Below are 20,997 nucleotides of genomic sequence, written 5' to 3'. Positions count from 1 at the left end.
GAATATGGCCAAGATCATCATCAAGTTCAACAACGACGTGGTGGATCACGTCGAATTGAAACAGGGCGACATGAAAATCGGCCGCAAGCCGGGCTGCGAGATCCAGATCGACAATCTGTCCGTGAGCGGCGAGCACGCCAACGTCTTCACCGTGGGCGACGATTCCTTCATCCAGGATCTGGGCAGCACCAACGGCACCTTCATCAACAACAAGAAGATCACCAAGCATCACCTGAAGAACGGCGACACGGTCGTCATCGGCAAGCACTCGCTGATCTATCTGACCGAGTCGACCCGCTCCGCTGTCGGCGCCACACCGAATGAATTCGCCAAGACCGTCATCATCAGCCCGTCGCGCACGGTGGAACCCAAGCCCGCCGCACCAGCACCGGCGCCGGCCCCCGACCGCGCGGCCATTACCCTGGAGACCAAACCGAAGGAAACGGCGGCCAGGGTCGAACGCGTCGGGGCGATTTTTGTCCTGAGCGGAGTGAACAGCGGCAAGCGCATCGATCTGACCAAGAAGATCACCAACCTTGGCAGCGCCGGCAAGCGCGCCGGCGCCATCATGCAAATCACCGAGGGCTTCATGCTGGCGCCGGGCGCCGACGAGACCCCGAAGCTGAACGGCCGGCCGATTCCGCACGAGGGCAGCAAACTGAAGAACGGCGACGTGATCGAGGTCGCCGGCACGCGTTTGCAGTTTTATTTGAAGTAATATTATTTAAGCCACAGAGATCACAGAGTACACAGAGAGTTAAAATATCTGTGCAATAAACTCTGTGCTCTCTGTGGCTGAAAATTAATACTTAATTCACCCCAGAATTTCCAGCGCCTCGGTCAGGCGCCGCACCGGCAGCAATTCAATGCCGGCATCGCCCTTTTTCGGCATATTGGCGGCCGGGACCAGGGCGCGCTTGAAACCGAGCTTGGCCGCCTCGCGGATGCGTTCCTGCCCGCGCTGTACCGGCCGCACCTCTCCCGCCAGGCCGACTTCGCCAAACGCCACCAGGTCCTTTCCCAGCGGACGATTGCGCAGGCTCGACACCGTGGCCGCCAGGATCGCCAGATCCGCCGCAGTTTCCAGCACGCGCACGCCGCCGACCACGTTGACGAACACGTCCTGATCGTAGGTGGCGATGCCGGCGTGGCGGTGCAGCACCGCCAGCAGCATGGCCAGGCGGTTGGTGTCCAGCCCCACGCACACGCGCCGCGGGTTGCCCAGATGGCTCTGGTCCACCAGCGCCTGCACCTCCACCAGCAGCGGGCGCGTGCCTTCCTGCGTCGCCAGCACGATGCTGCCCGGCACGGCGTCGCCCTGCCGGCTGAGGAACATCGAGGACGGATTGCCGACCTCGCGCAGGCCGGTCTCGGTCATGGCGAACACGCCGATTTCATTCACCGCGCCGAAGCGGTTCTTGATGGCGCGGATGATGCGAAAGGCGCTACCGGTATCGCCCTCGAAATACAGCACCGTGTCCACCATGTGCTCCAGCACACGCGGGCCGGCGAGCGTGCCTTCCTTGGTCACGTGACCCACGAGAAACAGGGCGGTGCCGGTCTGCTTGGCATAGCGCACCAGCTGCGCCGCCGATTCACGCACCTGCGCCACGCTGCCGGGTGCCGACTGGAGAATCTCCGTGTACATGGTCTGGATGGAATCCACGACGATGACCTGCGGCTGCTCGTTCTGGGCGCTCGCGAGAATGGTCTCGACCTGGTTTTCGGTCAGCAGGCGCAAACGGTCGCCGCGCAGCCCGAGGCGTTGCGCGCGCAGCGCGATCTGGTCCGAGGATTCCTCGCCGCTGACGTAGAGCACTTTCGCGACCTGCCCGATGGTGGCCATGGCCTGCGTCAACAATGTCGATTTGCCGATGCCCGGATCGCCGCCGATCAGCACCACCGAACCGGCGACCAGTCCGCCGCCCAGCACGCGGTCGAGCTCGCTGATGCCGGTGGGATGCCGGTAAATTTTTTCCGCCGAAACCTCGGCCAGGTTATGCACCTCTGCCGGCGCGCCGTACCGGCCACCGGCACGGACGTGCGCGGCGGGAGTGACGGTGGTCTCGTAAAGCGTGTTCCACGCGCCGCAGGACGGGCACTGCCCGACCCACTTGGGCGAACTTGCGCCGCATTCGTTGCAGGTGTAGACCGATTTGGTTTTGAGTTTAGCCATTTTAATTTTCAGCCACAGAGATCACAGAGGGCACAGAGTTGATGTATTTTTAATTTTGATTTCTCTGTGTTCTCTGTGCACTCTGTGGCAAAAATATTTAAACAGCAACCCGCGGGATGCGCTCAGTCACGTGGCACAGCAGCTCGTACGACAGGGTGCCGGCGCTTTCCGCCACCTCTTCCACCGGCAGACCCCGGCCCCACAGCAGCACCGGGTCGCCGATCTTCGCCTGCGGCTGGGAGCGCAGGTCGAGCGTGATCATGTCCATGGAAACCCGCCCCACGGTCGGCACGCGCCGGCCGTTCACCAGCACCGGCGTGCCCGGCGGCGCGTGGCGCGGGTAACCGTCGCCATAGCCGATGGCGGCCACGCCCACCGGCATGTCCTCGGGGCAGCGCCAGTCGCCGCCATAGCCGATGGCGTCGCCTTTTTTGCGCGGCTGCACCGCGATCAGCGCCGATTCGAGCGTCATCACGGGCCTCAAATCAAGTTGTGCCGCCGCTTTATTCATAAGCGGCGAAGCGCCGTAAAGCATGATGCCGGGGCGGACCCAGTCGAGGTGGCTCGCCGGCCAGGCCAGGATGCCGGCGGAATTGGCGATGCTCGTCTCCAGCGCCAGGCTCCGCGTCAGACCGGCGAAATCCTCGATCTGCGACCGGGTGACGCGGTCGTCGGGAAATTCCGCGCGCGCGAAATGCGACATGATGCGCACCTTCGTCACGGCGGGGCAATTGCGCAACTGCTTCAGAACATCCGGCACGACGGCAGGCAGGAATCCGAGGCGGTGCATGCCGGTGTCCACCTTGATCCAGACCGTAAGCGGCGACGATGCGGGCGCCGTCGCCAGCGCCCGGAGCTGGGCCTCGCTGTGAACCACCGGTTCGAGTTGCTGTTTCGACAACAGCGGCAGTTCGTCGGCGGTGAAAAAACCCTCGAGCAGGCAGACCGGCCGCGTCACGCCGGCCAAGCGCAGCTGCACGCCCTCTTCGATGCTGGAAACGCCGAAGGCGTCTGTTGATTCGCTGAGAGTGCGGGCGACCCAGGCCAGCCCGTGCCCGTAGCCGTTGGCCTTGACCACGGCCATCACGCGCGCCCGCGGCGCGTGATGGCGGACCTGTTGCAGATTATGTTTGAGCGCCCCGGCGTCCAGCAGCGCCCGCGCCGGCCGGCTCATCCAGAAACCATCTTAAGATCAAGGCATCCGCAGATGCACGCAGATGCATAAGAAGATAAACGCAGATTCGGCATATCTGTTCCTGGATTATCTGCGTTCATCCGTTTTTTATATCTGCGTTTATCTGCGGATAAAAATTTTAAAAATTCGAGTCGAACCCGGCGGAAGTGTAATTTTCAAAGCGCGTGTATTCCCCGAGGAAGGTCAGGCGCACCTCACCGATCGGTCCGTTACGCTGTTTGGCGATGATGATGTCGGCGGTACCCTTGACCGGACTGTCCTTGTTGTAGACCTCGTCGCGGTAAATGAACAGGATCACGTCGGCGTCCTGCTCGATGGCGCCGGATTCACGCAGGTCGGACATGACCGGTTTCTTGTCGGTGCGGCTTTCCACGCTGCGGTTGAGCTGCGACATGGCGATCACCGGTACGTCCAGCTCCTTGGCCAGGCCCTTGAGCGCGCGCGTGATGTTGGAGATTTCCGTGGCGCGGTTCTCCTCGTTCCTTTCCGTGGACTGCATGAGCTGGAGGTAGTCAACGATGATCATCCCGAGGCCATTTTCGCGTTTCAGGCGGCGCGCGCGGGCGCGCAGTTCCATCGGCGTCAGCCCCGGCGAATCGTCAATGAAGATCGGGGCCTCGTTGAGCAGGCTCACGGCCGAGGTCAGGCGCGGCCAGTCGTCATCGTCGAGCTTACCGGTGCGCACGCGGTGCGCGTTGATGCGCCCGAGCGAAGCCATCATGCGCAACGCCAGCTGTGTGCCGGGCATTTCCATGCTGAACACCGCCACCGGGATCTTGTTGCCGACCGCCGCATTCTCGGCGATGTTCATGGCCAGACTGGTTTTGCCCATGGACGGACGACCGGCGATGATGACGAGGTCGGACGGCTGCAGGCCGGAGGTCATCTCGTCGAGATCGGTATAGCCGGTGGCCACGCCGGTGATGGACGACTTGGAGCGGAACAGGGTGTCGATGCGGTCGACGGCCTTGCTGAGCAGGCTGTTGAGGGGCTGGAAATCGCCGCGCCGGTGGCCCTTTTCGCTGATGTCCATGATGCGCTTTTCGGCGTAATCCAGGAGCTCGTTGGCGGACCGGCCCTCGGGCGCGTAGGCGGCGCCGCTGATCTCCCCGGCCGCCCGCACCAGCTCGCGCATGACCGAGTTTTCGCGCACGATGGCGGCGTACGCGACGATATTGGCGGCACTGGGGGTGTTGTTGGCGAGCGAACCGAGATAGGCCAGGCCGCCGGCGTGCTCCAGCTCGCCGCTGCGTTCCAGCCATTCGGAAACCGTGACCACGTCGGCCGGGCTGCTTTCCTCGCACAGCGCGGCGATGGCATTGAAGGTGAGGCGGTGTTCGCGCCGGTAGAAATCGTCGGCGGTGAGGATGTCGGCGATGCGGTCCCAGCTCTGGTTGTCGAGCAGGAGCCCGCCGAGCACGGATTGCTCGGCCTCGACCGATTGCGGCGGGACCTTGATCAGGTCGGTCACCGACTCCGGTCCACGTCTGGAAAAGGCGCGTTCTTCCACCGACCTCCCCCTCTCAATCCTGGATTGCCGTTTCTTTACCGGACGGCACTTGCGTCACGCATTATAGCGCGGCGCGCGCTGATGAACAGCCGCGCGTCGTTTACAGGTAATTCCAGCTTATTTCTCGCCGATGACGGAGACGATGAGCTTGAAGTTGACTTCAGGATGCAGCGACACGGAAATCTCGTGATCGCCGATTTCCTTGAGCGGGCCGCGATCGAGATGAACTTCCGATCGCGCCAGCTCGAAGCCGGCCTGCTCCATGGCGTCGCAAATGTCGCGGATGCCGACGGAACCGAAAAGCTTGCCCTCTTCGCTGACCTTGCGCACGATCTGGACCGTGAAACCGGTCATCTTCTCGGCGCGCGCCTGGGCCTTGCCGAGCGCGTCGGCCTGGGCCTTTTCAAGCTCGGCGCGTTGCGCCTCGAACTTGGCGCGATTCGCCTCGTTGGCGGTGACCGCCTTGCCGTAGGGAATGAGATAGTTGCGCGCGAAACCCGACTTTACCTTGACCTGTTCGCCAAGATTTCCCAGGTTACGCACTTTTTCCAGCAGAATGACTTCCATCGTTCAAACCTCGCCGTATTCGTTCAGTGACTGTCGCAGTAGGGCATCAGCGCCAGGAAGCGCGCATACTTGATGGCGCGCGTCAGCTGTCGCTGGTAGCGGGCCTTGGTGCCGGTATTGCGGCACGGGATGATGCGGCCGGTCTCGGTGATGAAGCCGCTGAGCACGGCGATGTCCTTGTAGTCGATCTCTTCAACTTTCTCGGCCGTGAAGCGGCAGAATTTCTTGCGTCTGAAAAAACGTGACATGGTCTTGCTCCTTAAACCTGATCGGGCGCGGCCGGTTCGGCCGCTTCGCTGTCGCCGCTATCGATTTCCGCTGCTGCCGGCGCGGGCGCCGCGGATTTCTCCTCGTTTTCCTTGACCAGCGGCGACGGCGTGGTGACGGCGTGCTTGCGCTTGATGACTAGCGAGCGCAGCACCGCGTCGTTGAAGCGGAACGCCGACTCCAGTTCGCGCAGAGTCTCGAGCTCGCACTCGATGTTCATGAGCACGTAGTGCGCCTTGTGCACCTTGTTCAGGGGGTAAGCGAGCTGGCGGCGGCCCCAGTCCTCGAGGCGGTGGATCGCGCCCTTGGCGGATTCGATCATCGAGCGGTAGCGCTCGATCATCGCGGGCACCTGATCACTCTGGTCCGGGTGGACCATGAAAACGACTTCATAATGACGCATGCAACACTCCTTATGGATAAACATCAGCCTTCCGCTGCCGTTTTGTCGTTATTATCGGCCGGTAAGGCAAGGGGCCCTCGAGGGGCAAAGCTCAAAAGAGCGGCGCATTCTACTGGAAACCCCCCGGCCGGGGCAAGGCGGATATGGCCGGCTGGGGCGTCAAAAACCCGCATATAAAGGCGTTTTCGACCGGGTCGTGCCGCGGGCAGGCTCCTTAACGCAGGGCGCAATAGGCGCAACCGTATTGCGCCGGATGGAGCGGGCATCCGGCGGAATACGCTGTCGCTATTCCGCCCTACTGTTATGCCCCGATTGAACAGCGTGGAAAAATTGGGGTCACTCCAATTTTTACAGGCCCAACTCGCCGTTGACCTGCCGATCATAGACCAGGGCCGCGGATTCGCGCCGCACGGCGGGCGAAAGCGCATGTTCGCGCATTTCGCCGGGGGCGATCAGGTGTATCACGCGCGCGCCCTGGAGCGTCAGGTAGTCGGCAATCAGAGATCGATGACAGTGCGCCGGGTCGCGCTCGGCGCAGAGAATGGCGCAGGTGCCGCGATCGGCCAGGTTCCGGAGCTGTGCCGCGCCCTTCTGGAAGGCGTCGGTGTCCATGTGGTCGGCGAAACCGCGCAGGCCCTCCGGCAGCGCCCGGTGCGGCGACTCCGGACGCGGGTCGCGCATCCCGCCCAGCTGTTTTCCGGCCCAGTGGTAGACGATGCCGGCATGCTCACAGGCCAGCCGCAGCGCGTCGTCATTGAACTGCGGGTTGTGGCGCGAACGCGGTTGCGCGCGCACGTCCACCAGCGTGTCCACCCCGGCTTCCTTCAGCAACGCTATCAATTCCCCGATCTGGCGATTGCCGTGACCGACGGTGTAGAGCGTGAGCGTCACGCTAGAGTGGGCAGGTCACGCCGGTGCCGCCGTGGCCGCAGTAGCCGTTCGGATTCTTCGCCAGGTACTGCTGGTGGTAATCCTCGGCGTAATAGAACTCGGGCGCGTCGAGGATCTCGGTGGTGATCGGCGGGAAGCCGGATTTCTTCAGCTCTTCCTGGTAACGCGCGAGCGAAGCCTGCGCCGCCTGCTTCTGCGCTTCGTTGTAGACGTAGATGCCGGAGCGGTATTGCGTGCCGACATCGTTGCCCTGACGCATGCCTTGCGTCGGATCATGCGCCTCCCAGAAGAGCTTCAGCAGATTTTCGTAGCTCACCTGCCGCGGATCGTAAACCACCAGCACGACCTCGTTGTGGCCGGTCATGCCGCTGCAGACTTCGCGGTAGGTCGGATTGGGCGTATGGCCGCCGGCGTAACCGACAGCGGTCACGTACACACCCGGCAGCTGCCAGAAATATTTTTCCGCGCCCCAGAAACAGCCGAGCCCAAACTGGGCCTGCTCCATGCCCGCCGGAAACGGCGGCGCAAGCGGGCGGCCGTTGACGAAATGCTTTTCCGACAGCGGCATCTTCTCGGCGCGCCCGGGCAGCGCCTCGTGTGGCGCGGGCATTTTGGGCTTCTTCATGAAGTCGAGCATGTGTCTTCTCCCGCCTGTGGCTTATTAATGTCAGCCAGACTTCGACGGCGACTCCCTGGCGGAGTTCAACCGCTGCGCTGGCGCACGGCTTCGAACAGGCAGATCCCCGCCGCGACCGATACGTTCAGGCTTTCCACCGTGCCGGCCATGGGGATGCGTATCAGCATGTCGCATTCTTCCTGCGTCAACCGCCGCAGGCCCTTGCCCTCCCCGCCCAGCACGATGGCCAGCGGGCGGCGCAGGTCGGCATGAAAAATATCAGTATCGGCCTCCTGACTGGCACCGGCAAGCCAGACGCCGGCTTGCTTCAGTTCACGCAGCGCGCGTGCGAGATTCACGACCTGAAACACGGGAATGGTTTCCGCAGCGCCGCTGGCGGCGCGGCGGGCCACCGCCGAGAGTGGTGCGCTGTGCTCGCGCGGAACGATGACGCCATGCGCGCCGGCGGCATCGGCGCTGCGCAGGCAGGCGCCGAGATTATGCGGGTCCTGCACGCCATCCAGCACCAGCAGCAACGGCAGCGGCGGCAGATTCGCGAGGAAGGATTCGAGGTCCTGCTCCTTCTGCACCGGAGTTTCGCGCACCCGCGCCACCACACCCTGGTGCTTCACGCCATCGGCCAGGCGGTCCAGAGCGGCGCGCGGGGACTTATGGATTTTGATCTGCGCCGCGCGGGCGGCGTCCAACACCGCGGCCATGCGCTTGTCGCCGCGTGCCTCGCTGACCCAGATTTCCTCGACCAGGTCCGGTCTGGACTTGAGCGCGGCGAGCACCGCGTGCACGCCGCAGACATGTTGATCATCCATGTCAGCGCCGGCGTTTCCTCGAACCTTTAGCGGAGGACTTGGGCGCGCGTTTCCCCTCGGGACGGCCCTGCTTGGGGGCCTTTCCGGCCTTGCCGCGCCCGGTGCTCTCCACCCCGACCAGCTCGAAATCAATCTTGGTTTCGTCCAGGTCCACGCGCGCGACGCGCACGCGCACCTTGTCGCCGAGGCGGTAGATCTGGCGCGTGCGCTCGCCCATCAGGCGATGATGCGCCGCGTCGAAGTGATAATAATCGTTGCCCAGCGCGGTGATGTGCACCAGCCCGTCCACGTAGAACTGCACCAGCTCCACGAAGATGCCGAAATTGGTGACGCCGCTGATGTAGCCGTCGAACTCCTCGCCGATCTTGTCCATCATGAACTCGGCCTTGAGCCAGCGCGTCACTTCGCGCGTGGCCTCGTCGGCGCGGCGCTCTGTCAGGGAACAGTGCTCGCCCTGCTGCTTGGCCAGCTCCGGCGTGATTGTCGCCGGGCGCTTCGCCAGGATGTCCTTGATGGCGCGGTGCACCAGCAGGTCCGGATAGCGGCGTATCGGCGAGGTGAAATGGGTGTAGTTCGGGTAACCGAGCGCGAAGTGGCCGATGTTGTCCGGGCTGTACACCGCCTGCGACAGCGAGCGCAGCAGCACGGTCTGGATCAGACGCGAATCCTGGCGCTTCTCCACCTGCTTGATGAGTTTGGAATAATGCTGCGCCTGCGGCTTGTCACCACCCCCGAGGGAGAGACCGATCTCGGTAAGGAACTCGCGCAGGTTGCTCAGCTTCTCTGTGGTCGGTCCTTCATGAATACGGTAAGGTGCGGGCACTTTGTGTTTTTTCAGAATCTCCGCGGCGCAGACGTTGGCCGCCAGCATGCATTCCTCGATCAGGCGGTGGGCGTCGTTGCGCTGCAGCGGCACGATCTCGCGGATCTTGCGCTGTTCGTCGAACACGATGCGCGTCTCCGGCAGCTCGAAGTCCACCGCGCCGCGCTTCATGCGCGCGTTGTGCAGGATTTTGTACAGGCCGTACAGGGCTTCGAGATGCGGTACCACCTCGGCATATTCCTGGCGCAGGGCGGCGTCCTTCTCCACCAGCATGGCGGCGACCTTGGTGTAGGTCAGGCGCGCGCGCGAGCGCATGACCGCCTCGTGAAAGCGGTAGCGGCTGATATTGCCATGGGCGTCGATCAGCATCTCGCAGGCCATGCACAGGCGGTCCACTTTCGGATTGATCGAGCACAGGCCGTTCGACAATATTTCCGGCAGCATGGGGACGACGTTTTGCGGGAAATACACCGAGTTGCCGCGCTGGTAGGCCTCGCGGTCCAGCGCCGTGCCAGGTTTGACGTAATAGGATACATCGGCAATCGCCACGATCAGGCGCCACTGGCGACCGTCGTGTTCGGCAAACACGGCGTCGTCGAAATCACGCGCGTCCTCGCCGTCGATCGTGACCAGCGGAATGCCGCGCAGATCGAAACGTCCGTCGCTGGCGTGCGCCGGGACTTCGGGTGTCAATCCCTTGATCTCGTCCAGCACATCGCCCGGCCAGACATGCGGAATACTGTGCGCGCGAATGGCGACCTCGATCTCCATACCCGGCGCCATATGGTCGCCGAGTACTTCCGCCACGCGGCCCGCGGGCGGGCGATGGCGCGTCGGCGGCAGCGTGATTTCCGCCACCACCAGCTGGTTTTCCTTCGCGGCGCCTTCGTCGCCGCGCGAGATCGCAATGTCCTGGGTGATACGTTTGTCGGAGGGCACCACGAAGCTCATGCCGTGCTGTGTGACGAAGCGCCCGACCACGGTCGGGTGCGCGCGCTCCAGCACCTGGACCACAGCGCCCTCGCGCCGGCCGCGCTGGTCGACGCCGGTGACGCGCGCCATCACGCGGTCGCCGTGCATCAGCTGGCGCATTTCGGCGGGAGAAAGGAACAGGTCCTCGCCCTCTTCATCGGGGATCAGGAAACCGAAACCGTCCGGATGGCCGCTGACGCGCCCCGACACCATGTCCATCTTGTGCGCCAGCCCATACAGGCCGCGACGGTTTTTCAGTATCTGGCCGTCGCGTTCCATCGCGCGCAGGCGGCGGCTGAAGGCATCTTCGTCGCGCTCGCCGTGCACGGCGAGCGCATCCGCCAGTTCGCGGAACGGCAACAGTTCGTTGCGTTCGGTCAGCACGGCGAGAATGGCCTCGCGGCTGGGAACGGGGTGTTCGTATTTTTGCTGTTCCCGTTCCGCCATGGGGTCTTGAAACGGTTTTTTGGGTTTTCGCGTTGACATGAAATTTATCTCTCGGTAGAGTGCGCCGTCCTGCCGTGTCCCGTATAATTCACGGGCTGCATGCCGAGGTGGCGGAATTGGTAGACGCGCTAGATTCAGGTTCTAGTGGGGAAACTCGTGGAGGTTCAAGTCCTCTCCTCGGTACCACTCTTTTACTGTAAGCGGCTCTCGTTGTAGCGGGCCGAAGACACATCCTTCAGGCTTCCCGCGAAGCATTTTCCTTGAAATTGAATGGGTGGAACGGCGCGCAGTGTACCATGCCCGCGCGCCGGCTTCTCGCTCCCGATCCCGATTGAAAATACAAAGCCGCGGGCGGACTCCGCCCCGGCTGGATGCCGCTCCGGCAATGCTCCCGTCAGGGCCGGGCGGCCGGCGCCAGGACCTTGCCCGGCCCGCTGTAGTGGGCGCAACCGTTGCCGTGGGCGCGCCACGTCACCGTTTTGCCGGATGCGTCGGTGATGAAAGTGAACTCGCAATTGGTTTCGTACGGGGTTGACGGGAAATAGGTACCGGGGATGACGATGACATGCTGCCCCTTGTCCGAGGAAAAGGTCTGGATGGTGGTCGGCGTCTCGTAACCGGGGAACACGCCCTGCTCCTTCCAGACCCAGGTATAGGCGCGCAGGCCATCGGGAAGCTGCCGCTCGATATAGTTGTAGCCAAACCGTTGCTGCAGCTCGCTGACCGGTGTGCCGAGATAGCCGTCCATCATCTGCTCGAAGCGCGCGGTGGTGGCGCACGCCGCCAGCAAAAACGATGCCAGGAAAACCAGAAACAGCTTCGCGGGTTTCATGATAGGGATGGGTTGCCCTGTTGAACCGGTCCGAATTAGACAACGAACCGCCGTCTTGATTCCGTTTATGGGGATTGACGCGCGGCTATACAAGGGCCGGGAAAACCGGGGTAACGCCGGCCAAACCGCTTGCCGGCGGGATTTCCGAAAGCGTCCCTTTATTCAAACGGATGCCGCAGGATGATGGTGTCGTCGCGTTCGGCGCCGGTGGAAATGATGTCGATGCGAGCCTCGGTGCATTCCTCGATTTTCTTCAGGTACTGCTGCGCGTTCGCCGGCAGCTTGTCGAAGCGGCGCACGCCCAGCGTGGATTCCGTCCAGCCCGGGACTTCCTCGTAAACCGGTTCGCATTTCGCCAGCGCCTCCGCGCCGCTCGGCGGCGTGGTGCGCGTCTTGCCTTCGTAACGATAAGCGGTGCAGATGCGAATCGTGTCGAGCCCGTCAAGCACGTCCAGCTTGGTGACGCACAGGCCGGTGACGCCATTTAATTGATTCGAGCGGCGCATGATCACGGCGTCATACCAGCCGCAACGGCGCTTGCGCCCGGTGGTGGCGCCGAATTCCTTGCCGCGTTCGCCCAGGCGGTCGCCGACACCGTCGTTGAGCTCGGTCGGGAACGGCCCCGCACCCACGCGCGTGGTGTAGGCCTTGGTAATGCCCAGGACGTATTCCAGGCTGCCGGGGCCGACGCCGCTGCCGGTGGCGGCCGCGCCGGCACAGGTATTGGAAGACGTGACGTAGGGATAAGTGCCGTGGTCGATGTCGAGTAACGCGCCCTGCGCGCCTTCGAACATCACGCGCTTGCCGTCGCGCCCGTATTGATGCAGCAACTCGGGAATATCCGCCACCAGCGGACGCAGGCGCTCTGCCAGTTGCAGGCACTCGTCCAGCGTCTTCCGGTAATCCACCGTGTCGCAATGAAAATAATTCTTGAGCGCGTAATTGTGATACTCCATCACGTCCCTGAGCTTGTCGGGGAAAGTCTTCGTGTCGAGCAGATCGCCCACGCGCAATCCGCGGCGCGACACCTTGTCTTCATAGGCCGGGCCGATGCCGCGTCCGGTGGTGCCGATGGCGGCTTTGCCGCGCGCCTTTTCGCGCGCGTGATCCAGCGCCACGTGATGCGGCAGGATCACCGGGCAGGATTCGCTCACGCGCAGGCGCTGCGCCACGTCCACGCCGTTGCGCGTCAGTTCGTCCATTTCCTCGAACAGCGCGGCCACGGACAGCACCACGCCGTTGCCGATCAGGCACATCACGCCGTCGCGCAGCACGCCCGACGGGATCAGGTGCAGCACGGTCTTCCTGCCGTTGATGACCAGCGTGTGGCCGGCGTTGTGCCCGCCCTGAAAGCGCACCACGGCATGCGCCTTGTCGGTCAACAGATCAACGATCTTCCCCTTGCCTTCGTCACCCCACTGGGTGCCGATCACGACGACGTTCTTGGCCATATCAGTTCTCTGTATGATTTTTATCCGCAGATGAACGCGGATGTAAAAACGGATAAACGCAGATAACTACGAATGAAATAGTATCTCAAGCTCACACTGGTTTTTCTCCAGAAAATCCGCGTTTATCTGCGCGCTTATGATCTGCGTTCATCTGTGTTATAAAATTATTTAACAGTTTCTATCACCCAACGGCCGCCTTTCTTCACCAGCTCGCGGTCACAACCAGACTCGGACGCGGGTGACTTGTCGCCCGGCAACCGCGTCACGACGCGCTGGCCCTCGGCGCGCAAGCGTGCGACCTCGTCCTGTAATGCCGTGTCATCGCCGTTCGGCGCAAGGATCCCGGTCAGCACCGGCGCGGCCATCGCGGAAACTCGAAGCCACTGACGCAGGTCGGCGCCGAAACCGGTGGCGGCGCGATCGCGGCCGAAGGCGCGCCCGATCCCGTCGTAGCGCCCGCCGCGCGCGATCGCCTGGCCATAGCCGGGCACGAACGCGGAAAACACCACGCCGGTGTAATAGTGATAACCGGAAAGCTCGGCCAGATCGAAGTACAACGCCGGCGCCCCGGAGCGTTTTGCCACCCGGTCGGCCACCGCCTCCAGCTCGTCGAGCGCGCGCGTTACCGGCCTCGGTGCCTCGCGCCACTGCTTGCGGGCGCGCGCCAGCACCTCGCGTCCGCCGCTCAGATCGAGCAAACCCGCCAGCATGCGTTTCGATGTCGCCGGCGCATCGCTTGCGGCCAGCACCGCCTCGACGTCGTTGCTGGCCTTGCGCTGCAGGGCGTCGAACAGGTCCATTTCCTGTTCGGCATTCAGCTTCGCCTGCGTCGCCAGTCCGCGAAATACCCCGACGTGTCCGAGATCGAAATGCGCCTCGCGGATCTCCGCCAGACGCAGCGACTCGATCATGAGGCTCAGAATTTCCGCATCCGCTTCCGGACCGCCGTGGCCGAAAAGCTCGGCGCCGAGCTGCAACGGTTCGCGCGAACCGCCGAAGCCGTCCGGCTTCGTGCGCAGCACCGAGCCGACGTAGCACAGGCGCGTCGGCGCGCCGCGCTTGAGGTAGTGCGCGTCCAGACGCGCCGCCTGCGGCGTCATGTCCGGGCGCACGCCCATGAGACGGCCGGTCAGGTGATCGGTGACCTTGAACGTCTGGGTGTCGAGGTCGCGGCTGGCGCCGACCAGCAGCGACTCGAGATATTCGATGAGCGGCGGCATTACGAACTCGTAGCCCCAGGTCTCGAACAGGTCGAGCAGCCGGCGACGCAGATGCTCCACGCGCCGGGCCTCGGCGGGCAGGATCTCTTCGACGCCATCGGGCAGCAGCCAGCGTTCTTTGGTGGACATAGGAACGGTTTCGAAACGGGAAACGCTTATGTTAGCGGTTAATTATGTACAAAAGCACCACGCCGACCAGCATGCTGGTCATGCCCGCAAAACGCAACTGCGAATCGCTCAGTTGGTGTATGGCCGCAAGAGCCTTGCGCACCCCGTCCGGGCTGAGAAACGGGAAAATGCCCTCCACGATCAGCAGCAGCGCCAGCGCGATCCACAGTTCATGCCACATCGCCACTCCGGCCAAGCGCGGCTAGCGGGTGGGCTTCTTCATGTAGCGGAAGAAATCCGAGCTCGGATCCACGATCAGGATGTCTTCCTTGGACCGGAAGCTTTCCTTGTAGGCGCCGAGGCTGCGATACAGCGAATAGAATTCCGGCGCCCGCCCGTAGGCCTGGCCGTAAAGCGCCGTGGCCCGGGCATCGCCCTCGCCGCGCACGCGCTCGGCCTTGCCGTAGGCCTCGGCCAGCAGCACCTGGCGCTGGCGCTCGGCGTTGGCGCGGATCTTTTCCGCCGCCTCCGCGCCCTGCGCGCGCAGCTCGTTGGCGATGCGCGAACGTTCCGCCTTCATGCGCTGGTACACCGACTGGCTGACCTCTTCCGGCAGGTCGACGCGCTGGATGCGCACGTCCGTCACCACGATGCCGAACTTGCGCGCCTCGCGGTCGGTGTATTCGGTCAGGATCTGCATGATCTTGTTGCGGTCGGCGGAAATGACGGTCTTCACCTCGCGCTTGCCGAATTCATCGCGCAGACCGCTGTTGACGACCTGCTCGAGACGGCGGCGCGCGTCCGTTTCCTGGCCGCCGACGGTAAGGTAATACTTGAGCGCGTCTTCGATGCGCCATTTGACGAAGGAATCCACCACCACGTACTTCTTTTCCTTGGTCAGGAACGGCTGCGGGTCGGAATCCAGCGTCAGAATGCGCGAATCGAAATAGCGCGCCTCGTCGAGGAACGGCGTCTTGAAATGCAGGCCCGGGCCGTCGTCATAGCGCAACACCTGGCCAAAACGGACGATGATGACTTTTTCGCGTTCGTCCACCGTATAAACGGCGGACTTCACCGTGATCAGCACCAGCAGCACGATACCCAGCAGCGCCAGCAGTTTGTTCTGGTTCATGGCGTCGCCCCCCGGCTGCGAAGATCGGTGCGGCCGCGGCTGGCGGCGCCGTTGCGCGCCGCTCCCGCCGCCGTCGCGTCAGCCTCCGTGAGCGGCGGCACATACGGCACCGCCCCGGCCGCCTCGCCCATCGGCACGAGTTTGTCGAGCGGCAGGTATATAAGATTATTGCCGGCCTTCTGATCGATGAAAATCGTGGTGGTGCTGGACAGCACCTGCTCCATGGTCTCGATATACAGGCGCTCGCGCGTGACTGCGGGCGCCTTCACGTACTCATTGGCGATCTGGCTGAAGCGGCGCGCGTCGCCGTCGGCGCGCGCGATCACGCTCGACTTGTAGCCTTCGGCCTCCTGGATCAGGCGCGCGGCGCCGCCGCGGGCGCGCGGGATCACGTCGTTGGCATAGGCCTCGGCCTCGTTGATCAGGCGCTGTTCGTCCTCGCGCGCCTTGACGGCGTCGTCGAAGGCGGGCTTGACCTCGTCCGGCGGCTGCGCCTTCTGGGTTTCGACCGTCACGATGTGCACGCCGGTGTTGTAGCGGTCCAGAATCTGCTGCAGCAGCTCGCGCGAACTGCGCGATACCTGGTCGCGCCCCTCGGTCAGCGCGAAATCGAGCGTGCTCTTGCCGACCACCTCGCGTACCGCGGATTCGGTGGCCTGGGCGATGGTGGTCTCGGGATCGCGCACGTTGAACAGGTATTGAGCGGCATCCTTGATCTTGTACTGCACCGCGAACTCGATATCGATGATGTTCTCGTCCTCGGTCAGCATCAGCGCCTCTTTCGGCACCTTGCTCTTGCCGCCGGTGCGGGGGTTGCTGCGATAGCCGATCTCGATGGTGGAGACCTTCTCCACGTTCACCTTCTCGACGCTCTCCAGCGGGAATGGCAGATGCCAGCGCAGGCCCGCGTCCGTGATCTGGGTCTCCTTGCCGAAACGCAGCACCACGCCGCGCTCGCCCTGGTTGACGACGTAGAAACCGGTGGCGAGCCAGATCATCAGCGCCACCACCAGGATCAGCCCGAAACCGAAACCGCTGGCATGCGAATCGCCGCCCCTGCCCCCGCCGCCGAACAAACCGCCGAAAAGGCCGGCGAACTTCTGCTGGATATCTTTCACGATACGGTCGATGTCAGGGCCGCCGGCGCCCGGCTTGCGGCGCTGACCCCAGGGATCTTTGTCCCCGGGCTTGCCAGGTTCATTCCATGCCACGATTTACACCTCGGATGATTTAACGCGAAAACTCGGCAAAGAGCGGCATTTTAGGGTCAGGACCCGGTGGGAGCAAGGATGGACTCGGCTTCCGGTACCTGATAGGACTCGCGAAAATCGCTCTGTTGCCGCAGCCATGCCAGCTGGGCCGGTTCCAGCGCCAGCTCCAGCATCCAGCCGCCGGTCTCCGGCGCCGTCTCGCGGATCACGTCGAAGCGTTCATACAAAACGGCGCGCAGCCGGCCGGCCTCCGGGGGGAGACAGAACCGGTAACGTTGCCGGTGACGGCGGAAGTGATCCGCCAGCGCCTGCAACAGCAGGTCCATGCCCTCGCCGGTGCGCGCCGACACCCACACGCGTGAAATATGTCCATTGGCATCACGTTCGAAACGCGGCGCTTCGCCGGTCAGATCGATCTTGTTGAACACCGTTATTTGCGCAATCGACTGCGCCTCGATCTCCGCCAGCACGTTGTTCACCTGCTGCATCTGGTCCAGGCGCTCGGGATTGGCGGCATCGACGACGTGCAACAGCAGATCCGCCTCGGCCACCTCTTCCAGCGTTGACTTGAAGGCCTCCACCAGGTCGTGCGGCAGATGGCGGATGAAACCCACGGTATCCCCCAGGATCACCGAGGCCTTTCCCGGCAGCTCGATGCGCCGCATTGTGGGGTCAAGCGTGGCGAACAATTGATCGGCGGCATACACCGCGGACGCGGTCAGGCGGTTAAACAGCGAGGACTTGCCGGCGTTGGTGTAACCCACCAGGGACACGGTGGGGATGGGAACCTTGTGTCGCGCCTTGCGCCGGCTGCGGCGCTGGACGGACACCTGCTCCAGGCGCTCGTTGAGCTTCTTGATGCGGTCGCGGATCAGGCGGCGGTCGGTTTCCAGCTGCGTTTCGCCGGGACCGCGCAGGCCGATACCGCCCTTTTGCCGTCCGAGGTGGGTCCACCCGCGCACCAGGCGTGTGGACATATGCTCCAGCTGGGCCAGCTCGACCTGCAACTTGCCTTCGGCGGAGTGCGCGCGTTGCGCGAAGATATCCAGGATCAGGCCGGTGCGATCGAGCACGCGGCAATTGGCGATCTTTTCGAGATTACGTTCCTGCGCGGGCGACAGATCGTGGTTGACGAGCACGAGATCGGCCTGCTCGCGCGCCACAACATCGCGGATTTCCTCGGCCTTGCCCTTGCCGACGAAGGTCGCCGCATCCGGTACCTGGCGACTACCCAGGATGGTACCGCAGACGTCGGCGCCGGCGGAAACCGCCAGCAGGCGCAATTCCTCCAGCACCTCCGGCTCCAGCCGCCCGGACAGGCGCAACTGCACCAACAGAGCGCGCTCACGTGAGCGCGCCCCCGATGCAGAATTCATTGCCGGATTATTCGTTGCCAGGGCCCTTGCTGCTGTCGGGGGAATCCATGCCTTCGATGTGGAACTTGACCGGGCGGCTGGGCACCACCGTGGAAATGGCATGCTTGTAGATCATCTGGCTCACTGAATTCTTGAGCAAGACCACGAATTGATCGAAAGACTCGATCTGTCCCTGCAATTTGATGCCGTTGACCAGAAAGATGGATACGGGGACATGTTCCTTGCGCAGAACGTTAAGGAAAGGGTCTTGTAAGGCTTGCCCTTTTTGCTGGCTCATGACAGTTCTCCTGTTCTTATGTTCGTCGTGCCTTGCGGCTGTTTTACAGACATCCGGCCTTACTCCCGGCCGGTTAGTTAAATAGTATACCCGCACAGCGGGCCCTAATGACGGATCATGGCGCTTAAATAGTCCGAACTCTCCCTGATTGGCGGGGAAACGGCGCTGTCCAGCACATGAATATCAGGATAACTGCGTAACCAGGTGATCTGCCGCTTGGCAAATTGTCGCGTCGCCGCCAGTGCCTGTTCGGTCATTTCACTATAGTTGATCTTTCCGGTCAAGTATTCCCATATCTGCCGGTAACCGACCATGCGCATTGATGGCATCGTGGCTTTGAGGTCACCACGCGCATAAAGTTTCTCCACTTCCGGTAAAAAACCCTGCTCCAGCATGGCATGGAAACGTTGCTGGATGCGCGCGTGCAACTGCTTCCGGTCCTGCGGCCAGAGTGCGATTTTAATCAAACGGTATGGCAGCGCAGTCCTCTGGCTATTTGAGGAAAGATCGCTCAAGGACTGGCCGGTGAGCTCGTAAATTTCGAGCGCACGCTGGATGCGCTGGGCGTCGTTAGGATGTATTCGCCGCGCGGACTCCGGATCGACAGACTGGAGCCGGTGATGCAACTCCTCCCAGCCCTTCTGCGCCGCCTCCGCACTCAAACGTTCGCGAATTTCCGGATCGGCGGACGGCAGATCGGACAGCCCGAATTCCAGCGCATGAAAATAGAACATGGTGCCGCCGGCGAGCAGCGGAATTTTGCCGGCACGCGTGATGGCTTCCATCTCGCGCAAGGCATCGGCGCAAAATTCCGCGGCCGAATAACCCTCGGCGGGATCGCGGATGTCGATCAAGCGGTGCGGCGCGCGCGCCTGTTCCGCCGGCGTGGGCTTGGCGGTGCCGATGTCCATGCCGCGATATACCTGCGACGAGTCCACGCTGATGATTTCCAGCGGGAATGCATCGTGCAGCTCCAGTGCAAGCGCGGTCTTCCCCGCCGCCGTGGGGCCCATGAGGAAAATGGCAGGTGGAAGAATGGTAGAAGACATTAATATGAAATTTCACCGCAGAGGGCGCAGAGAACGCAGAGAAGAAATCCTAAATTTGAAAACCTCTGCGCTCTCTGCGATCTCCGCGGTTCAAACTCATATGTTTTTGGATTCCGGGCGCATATGCGGGAACAACAGCACGTCGCGGATCGAAGCCGAATCGGTGAACAGCATTACCAGACGGTCGATGCCGATGCCCTCGCCCGCCGTCGGCGGCATGCCGTGCTCGAGCGCGCGGATGTAATCCTCGTCGAAGTGCATCGCTTCCTCGTCGCCGGCCTCCTTCTCCGCCACCTGTTTGCGAAAACGCTCGGCCTGGTCCTCGGCGTCGTTCAGTTCGGAGAAACCGTTGGCGATCTCGCGACCGCCGACGAAAAATTCGAAACGATCGGTGATGGTCGGGTCGGCGTCGTTGCGCCGCGCCAGCGGCGAGACTTCCGTGGGGTAGGCAGTGATGAAGGTCGGGTCCTTGAGCTTTGCTTCCACCGTCTTCTCGAATATTTCGAGTTGCAGCTTGCCGGTGCCGTAGCCCGGCTTCACCTGGACGCCGAGTCGCGTCGCGATGGCGCGCAGCACTTCCACGGAATCCAGGTCGGACTCCTTGATGTCCGGATTGAAATGCAGGATGGATTGCTTCAGCGTCATGCGCTGGAAGCGCTTGCTGAAATCGTACTGCTCGCCCTGGTAAGTAATGGTCTCGGTCGCCAGCACTTCGCGTGCCAGGCCGCGCAGCATTTCCTCCGTCAGGTTCATCAGGTCCTGGTAATCGGCATAGGCCTGGTAGAACTCGAGCATGGTGAATTCCGGGTTGTGGCGCGTCGACAGACCTTCGTTGCGGAAGTTGCGGTTGATCTCGTAGACCTTCTCGAAACCGCCGACGATCAGGCGCTTGAGGTACAGCTCCGGCGCCACGCGCAGGTACAGCCCCATGTCGAGCGCGTGATGGTGGGTCACGAACGGGCGCGCCGCGGCGCCGCCCGGGATCACCTGCATCATCGGCGTTTCGACCTCGAGGAAGCCGCGGCCGTCGAGGAACTCGCGGATATACCGGATGATCGCGGTGCGGGTGCGGAAGGTCTTGCGCGCCACCTCGTTCATGATCAGGTCGAGGTAACGCTGCCGGTAACGTGTTTCAGTATCCGTCAGCCCGTGGAACTTCTCCGGCAGCGGCCGCAGCGCCTTGGCCAGCAGGCGCACCGCGTCCACCTTGACCGACAGCTCGCCGGTCTTGGTCTTGAACAGCGCGCCCTCGGCGCCAAGGATGTCGCCGATGTCCCACTTCTTGAAGTCCTCGTAGGCCGGCTCGCCCACAGCGTCGCGCGTGACGTAGACCTGGATGCGCCCGGACATGTCCTGCAGGTGGGCGAAACTGGCCTTGCCCATGACCCGCCGGGTCATCATGCGGCCGGCCACCTTGACCCGCACGTTGCGGGTTTCGATTTCGGCCGGGTCCTGCTCGCCGTACTCGGCATGCAGTTCGCCGGCGATGACGTTGCGCCGGAAATCGTTGGGGAAAGGCGCGCCCTGCAGGCGCAGCTCGGCGAGCTTGGAGCGCCGCTGGGCGATCTGTTCGTTCTCGTCGAGAACGTTTTTTTCTTCTGACATTTTATTTATAAATTAGATATTTATATGTTTTCACTGATATTT

21 protein-coding genes and 1 tRNA gene are annotated in these 20,997 nt (G+C 62.9%); 2 read left to right on the top strand and 20 right to left on the bottom strand.

All coding sequences use genetic code 11. The features are described from left to right. Positions 1-4 precede the first annotated feature (4 nt). Complete coding sequence (locus SCL_RS06495) at positions 5-718, top strand: FHA domain-containing protein (protein WP_096360463.1); 714 nt, start codon at positions 5-7, stop codon at positions 716-718. A 96-nt stretch (positions 719-814) separates the two neighbouring features. On the opposite strand, the gene radA is transcribed toward SCL_RS06495, so the two are convergent. The 10 genes from radA to rnr all read right to left on the bottom strand — a co-directional run bounded on the left by radA (position 815) and on the right by rnr (position 10,733). After that, positions 815-2,176 (bottom strand): DNA repair protein RadA, encoded by a 1,362-nt coding sequence (gene radA, locus SCL_RS06490; protein WP_096360462.1) that lies wholly within the window; start codon positions 2,174-2,176, stop codon positions 815-817. Positions 2,177-2,273: 97 nt separating this feature from the next. Beyond that, the gene (alr, locus tag SCL_RS06485; RefSeq protein ID WP_096360461.1) at positions 2,274-3,350 is read right to left on the bottom strand and encodes an alanine racemase; all 1,077 of its coding nucleotides are present in this window, start codon (positions 3,348-3,350) and stop codon (positions 2,274-2,276) included. A gap of 139 nt (positions 3,351-3,489) precedes the next feature. Beyond that, a complete protein-coding gene (dnaB, locus tag SCL_RS06480; protein ID WP_096360460.1) occupies positions 3,490-4,881 on the bottom strand; it encodes a replicative DNA helicase in 1,392 nt (463 codons plus the stop codon). Positions 4,882-4,998: 117 nt separating this feature from the next. Next, on the bottom strand, positions 4,999-5,448 hold the full coding sequence (rplI, locus tag SCL_RS06475; RefSeq protein WP_096360459.1) for a 50S ribosomal protein L9: 450 nt from the start codon (positions 5,446-5,448) through the stop codon (positions 4,999-5,001). Positions 5,449-5,471: 23 nt separating this feature from the next. Then, complete coding sequence (gene rpsR / locus SCL_RS06470) at positions 5,472-5,696, bottom strand: 30S ribosomal protein S18 (RefSeq protein WP_096360458.1); 225 nt, start codon at positions 5,694-5,696, stop codon at positions 5,472-5,474. 11 nt (positions 5,697-5,707) lie between these two features. After that, positions 5,708-6,118 (bottom strand): 30S ribosomal protein S6, encoded by a 411-nt coding sequence (rpsF, locus tag SCL_RS06465; protein WP_096360457.1) that lies wholly within the window; start codon positions 6,116-6,118, stop codon positions 5,708-5,710. 348 nt (positions 6,119-6,466) lie between these two features. Beyond that, positions 6,467-7,009 (bottom strand): DUF488 domain-containing protein, encoded by a 543-nt coding sequence (locus tag SCL_RS06460; RefSeq protein ID WP_096360456.1) that lies wholly within the window; start codon positions 7,007-7,009, stop codon positions 6,467-6,469. Position 7,010: 1 nt separating this feature from the next. Continuing rightward, positions 7,011-7,646 carry a peptide-methionine (S)-S-oxide reductase MsrA gene (gene msrA / locus SCL_RS06455; RefSeq protein ID WP_096360455.1) on the bottom strand — a complete coding sequence of 212 codons (636 nt, stop codon included), beginning with the start codon at positions 7,644-7,646 and terminating at the stop codon, positions 7,011-7,013. A gap of 65 nt (positions 7,647-7,711) precedes the next feature. Then, positions 7,712-8,452, bottom strand: a complete 741-nt coding sequence (gene rlmB, locus SCL_RS06450) for a 23S rRNA (guanosine(2251)-2'-O)-methyltransferase RlmB (RefSeq protein WP_096360454.1) — start codon at positions 8,450-8,452, stop codon at positions 7,712-7,714. A gap of 1 nt (position 8,453) precedes the next feature. After that, positions 8,454-10,733: a ribonuclease R gene (rnr, locus tag SCL_RS06445; RefSeq protein ID WP_096360453.1), complete on the bottom strand. Its 2,280-nt coding sequence runs from the start codon at positions 10,731-10,733 to the stop codon at positions 8,454-8,456. 62 nt (positions 10,734-10,795) lie between these two features. On the opposite strand from rnr, the gene SCL_RS06440 reads away from it, so the two are divergent. Continuing rightward, positions 10,796-10,880: transfer RNA gene (locus SCL_RS06440), tRNA-Leu, on the top strand. Between the two features lie 208 nt (positions 10,881-11,088). Here SCL_RS06440 and SCL_RS06435 read toward each other — a convergent pair. The 10 genes from SCL_RS06435 to lysS all read right to left on the bottom strand — a co-directional run bounded on the left by SCL_RS06435 (position 11,089) and on the right by lysS (position 20,955). Continuing rightward, positions 11,089-11,526 (bottom strand): hypothetical protein, encoded by a 438-nt coding sequence (locus SCL_RS06435; RefSeq protein WP_096360452.1) that lies wholly within the window; start codon positions 11,524-11,526, stop codon positions 11,089-11,091. Between the two features lie 158 nt (positions 11,527-11,684). Beyond that, a complete protein-coding gene (locus SCL_RS06430) occupies positions 11,685-12,977 on the bottom strand; it encodes an adenylosuccinate synthase (protein ID WP_096360451.1) in 1,293 nt (430 codons plus the stop codon). A 164-nt stretch (positions 12,978-13,141) separates the two neighbouring features. Continuing rightward, on the bottom strand, positions 13,142-14,326 hold the full coding sequence (locus SCL_RS06425; protein ID WP_096360450.1) for an ATP phosphoribosyltransferase regulatory subunit: 1,185 nt from the start codon (positions 14,324-14,326) through the stop codon (positions 13,142-13,144). A 31-nt stretch (positions 14,327-14,357) separates the two neighbouring features. Beyond that, positions 14,358-14,546, bottom strand: coding sequence for a DUF2065 domain-containing protein (locus SCL_RS06420; protein ID WP_096360449.1), 189 nt, complete (start codon positions 14,544-14,546; stop codon positions 14,358-14,360). 21 nt (positions 14,547-14,567) lie between these two features. After that, on the bottom strand, positions 14,568-15,437 hold the full coding sequence (gene hflC, locus SCL_RS06415; RefSeq protein ID WP_096360448.1) for a protease modulator HflC: 870 nt from the start codon (positions 15,435-15,437) through the stop codon (positions 14,568-14,570). Then, positions 15,434-16,648 (bottom strand): FtsH protease activity modulator HflK, encoded by a 1,215-nt coding sequence (gene hflK / locus SCL_RS06410; protein WP_096360447.1) that lies wholly within the window; start codon positions 16,646-16,648, stop codon positions 15,434-15,436. Before hflK ends, hflC begins: the two co-directional genes overlap by 4 nt. A 56-nt stretch (positions 16,649-16,704) precedes the next feature. Beyond that, a complete protein-coding gene (hflX, locus tag SCL_RS06405) occupies positions 16,705-18,024 on the bottom strand; it encodes a ribosome rescue GTPase HflX (protein ID WP_096360446.1) in 1,320 nt (439 codons plus the stop codon). Between the two features lie 7 nt (positions 18,025-18,031). After that, positions 18,032-18,301 carry an RNA chaperone Hfq gene (gene hfq / locus SCL_RS06400; protein WP_096360445.1) on the bottom strand — a complete coding sequence of 90 codons (270 nt, stop codon included), beginning with the start codon at positions 18,299-18,301 and terminating at the stop codon, positions 18,032-18,034. Positions 18,302-18,405: 104 nt separating this feature from the next. After that, complete coding sequence (miaA, locus tag SCL_RS06395) at positions 18,406-19,350, bottom strand: tRNA (adenosine(37)-N6)-dimethylallyltransferase MiaA (protein ID WP_096360444.1); 945 nt, start codon at positions 19,348-19,350, stop codon at positions 18,406-18,408. A 96-nt stretch (positions 19,351-19,446) separates the two neighbouring features. Continuing rightward, positions 19,447-20,955 (bottom strand): lysine--tRNA ligase, encoded by a 1,509-nt coding sequence (lysS, locus tag SCL_RS06390; RefSeq protein ID WP_096360443.1) that lies wholly within the window; start codon positions 20,953-20,955, stop codon positions 19,447-19,449. Positions 20,956-20,997 lie beyond the last annotated feature (42 nt).

Source organism: Sulfuricaulis limicola, assembly GCF_002355735.1.
In the GTDB taxonomy this organism is placed as follows: domain Bacteria; phylum Pseudomonadota; class Gammaproteobacteria; order Acidiferrobacterales; family Sulfurifustaceae; genus Sulfuricaulis; species Sulfuricaulis limicola.
The sequence above is the reverse complement of the archived record's forward strand: the minus strand, read 5'-3'. Positions and strand labels throughout refer to the sequence as shown.

Coding starts and splice junctions, on each gene's coding strand:
- SCL_RS06495 (WP_096360463.1), top strand. CDS start 5: ATGGCCAAGATCATCATCAAGTTCAACAACGACGTGGTGGATCACGTC.
- radA (WP_096360462.1), bottom strand. CDS start 2,176: ATGGCTAAACTCAAAACCAAATCGGTCTACACCTGCAACGAATGCGGC.
- alr (WP_096360461.1), bottom strand. CDS start 3,350: ATGAGCCGGCCGGCGCGGGCGCTGCTGGACGCCGGGGCGCTCAAACAT.
- rplI (WP_096360459.1), bottom strand. CDS start 5,448: ATGGAAGTCATTCTGCTGGAAAAAGTGCGTAACCTGGGAAATCTTGGC.
- rpsR (WP_096360458.1), bottom strand. CDS start 5,696: ATGTCACGTTTTTTCAGACGCAAGAAATTCTGCCGCTTCACGGCCGAG.
- rpsF (WP_096360457.1), bottom strand. CDS start 6,118: ATGCGTCATTATGAAGTCGTTTTCATGGTCCACCCGGACCAGAGTGAT.
- msrA (WP_096360455.1), bottom strand. CDS start 7,646: ATGCTCGACTTCATGAAGAAGCCCAAAATGCCCGCGCCACACGAGGCG.
- rlmB (WP_096360454.1), bottom strand. CDS start 8,452: ATGGATGATCAACATGTCTGCGGCGTGCACGCGGTGCTCGCCGCGCTC.
- rnr (WP_096360453.1), bottom strand. CDS start 10,733: ATGTCAACGCGAAAACCCAAAAAACCGTTTCAAGACCCCATGGCGGAA.
- SCL_RS06435 (WP_096360452.1), bottom strand. CDS start 11,526: ATGAAACCCGCGAAGCTGTTTCTGGTTTTCCTGGCATCGTTTTTGCTG.
- SCL_RS06430 (WP_096360451.1), bottom strand. CDS start 12,977: ATGGCCAAGAACGTCGTCGTGATCGGCACCCAGTGGGGTGACGAAGGC.
- SCL_RS06425 (WP_096360450.1), bottom strand. CDS start 14,326: ATGTCCACCAAAGAACGCTGGCTGCTGCCCGATGGCGTCGAAGAGATC.
- SCL_RS06420 (WP_096360449.1), bottom strand. CDS start 14,546: ATGTGGCATGAACTGTGGATCGCGCTGGCGCTGCTGCTGATCGTGGAG.
- hflC (WP_096360448.1), bottom strand. CDS start 15,437: ATGAACCAGAACAAACTGCTGGCGCTGCTGGGTATCGTGCTGCTGGTG.
- hflX (WP_096360446.1), bottom strand. CDS start 18,024: ATGAATTCTGCATCGGGGGCGCGCTCACGTGAGCGCGCTCTGTTGGTG.
- hfq (WP_096360445.1), bottom strand. CDS start 18,301: ATGAGCCAGCAAAAAGGGCAAGCCTTACAAGACCCTTTCCTTAACGTT.
- miaA (WP_096360444.1), bottom strand. CDS start 19,350: ATGTCTTCTACCATTCTTCCACCTGCCATTTTCCTCATGGGCCCCACG.
- lysS (WP_096360443.1), bottom strand. CDS start 20,955: ATGTCAGAAGAAAAAAACGTTCTCGACGAGAACGAACAGATCGCCCAG.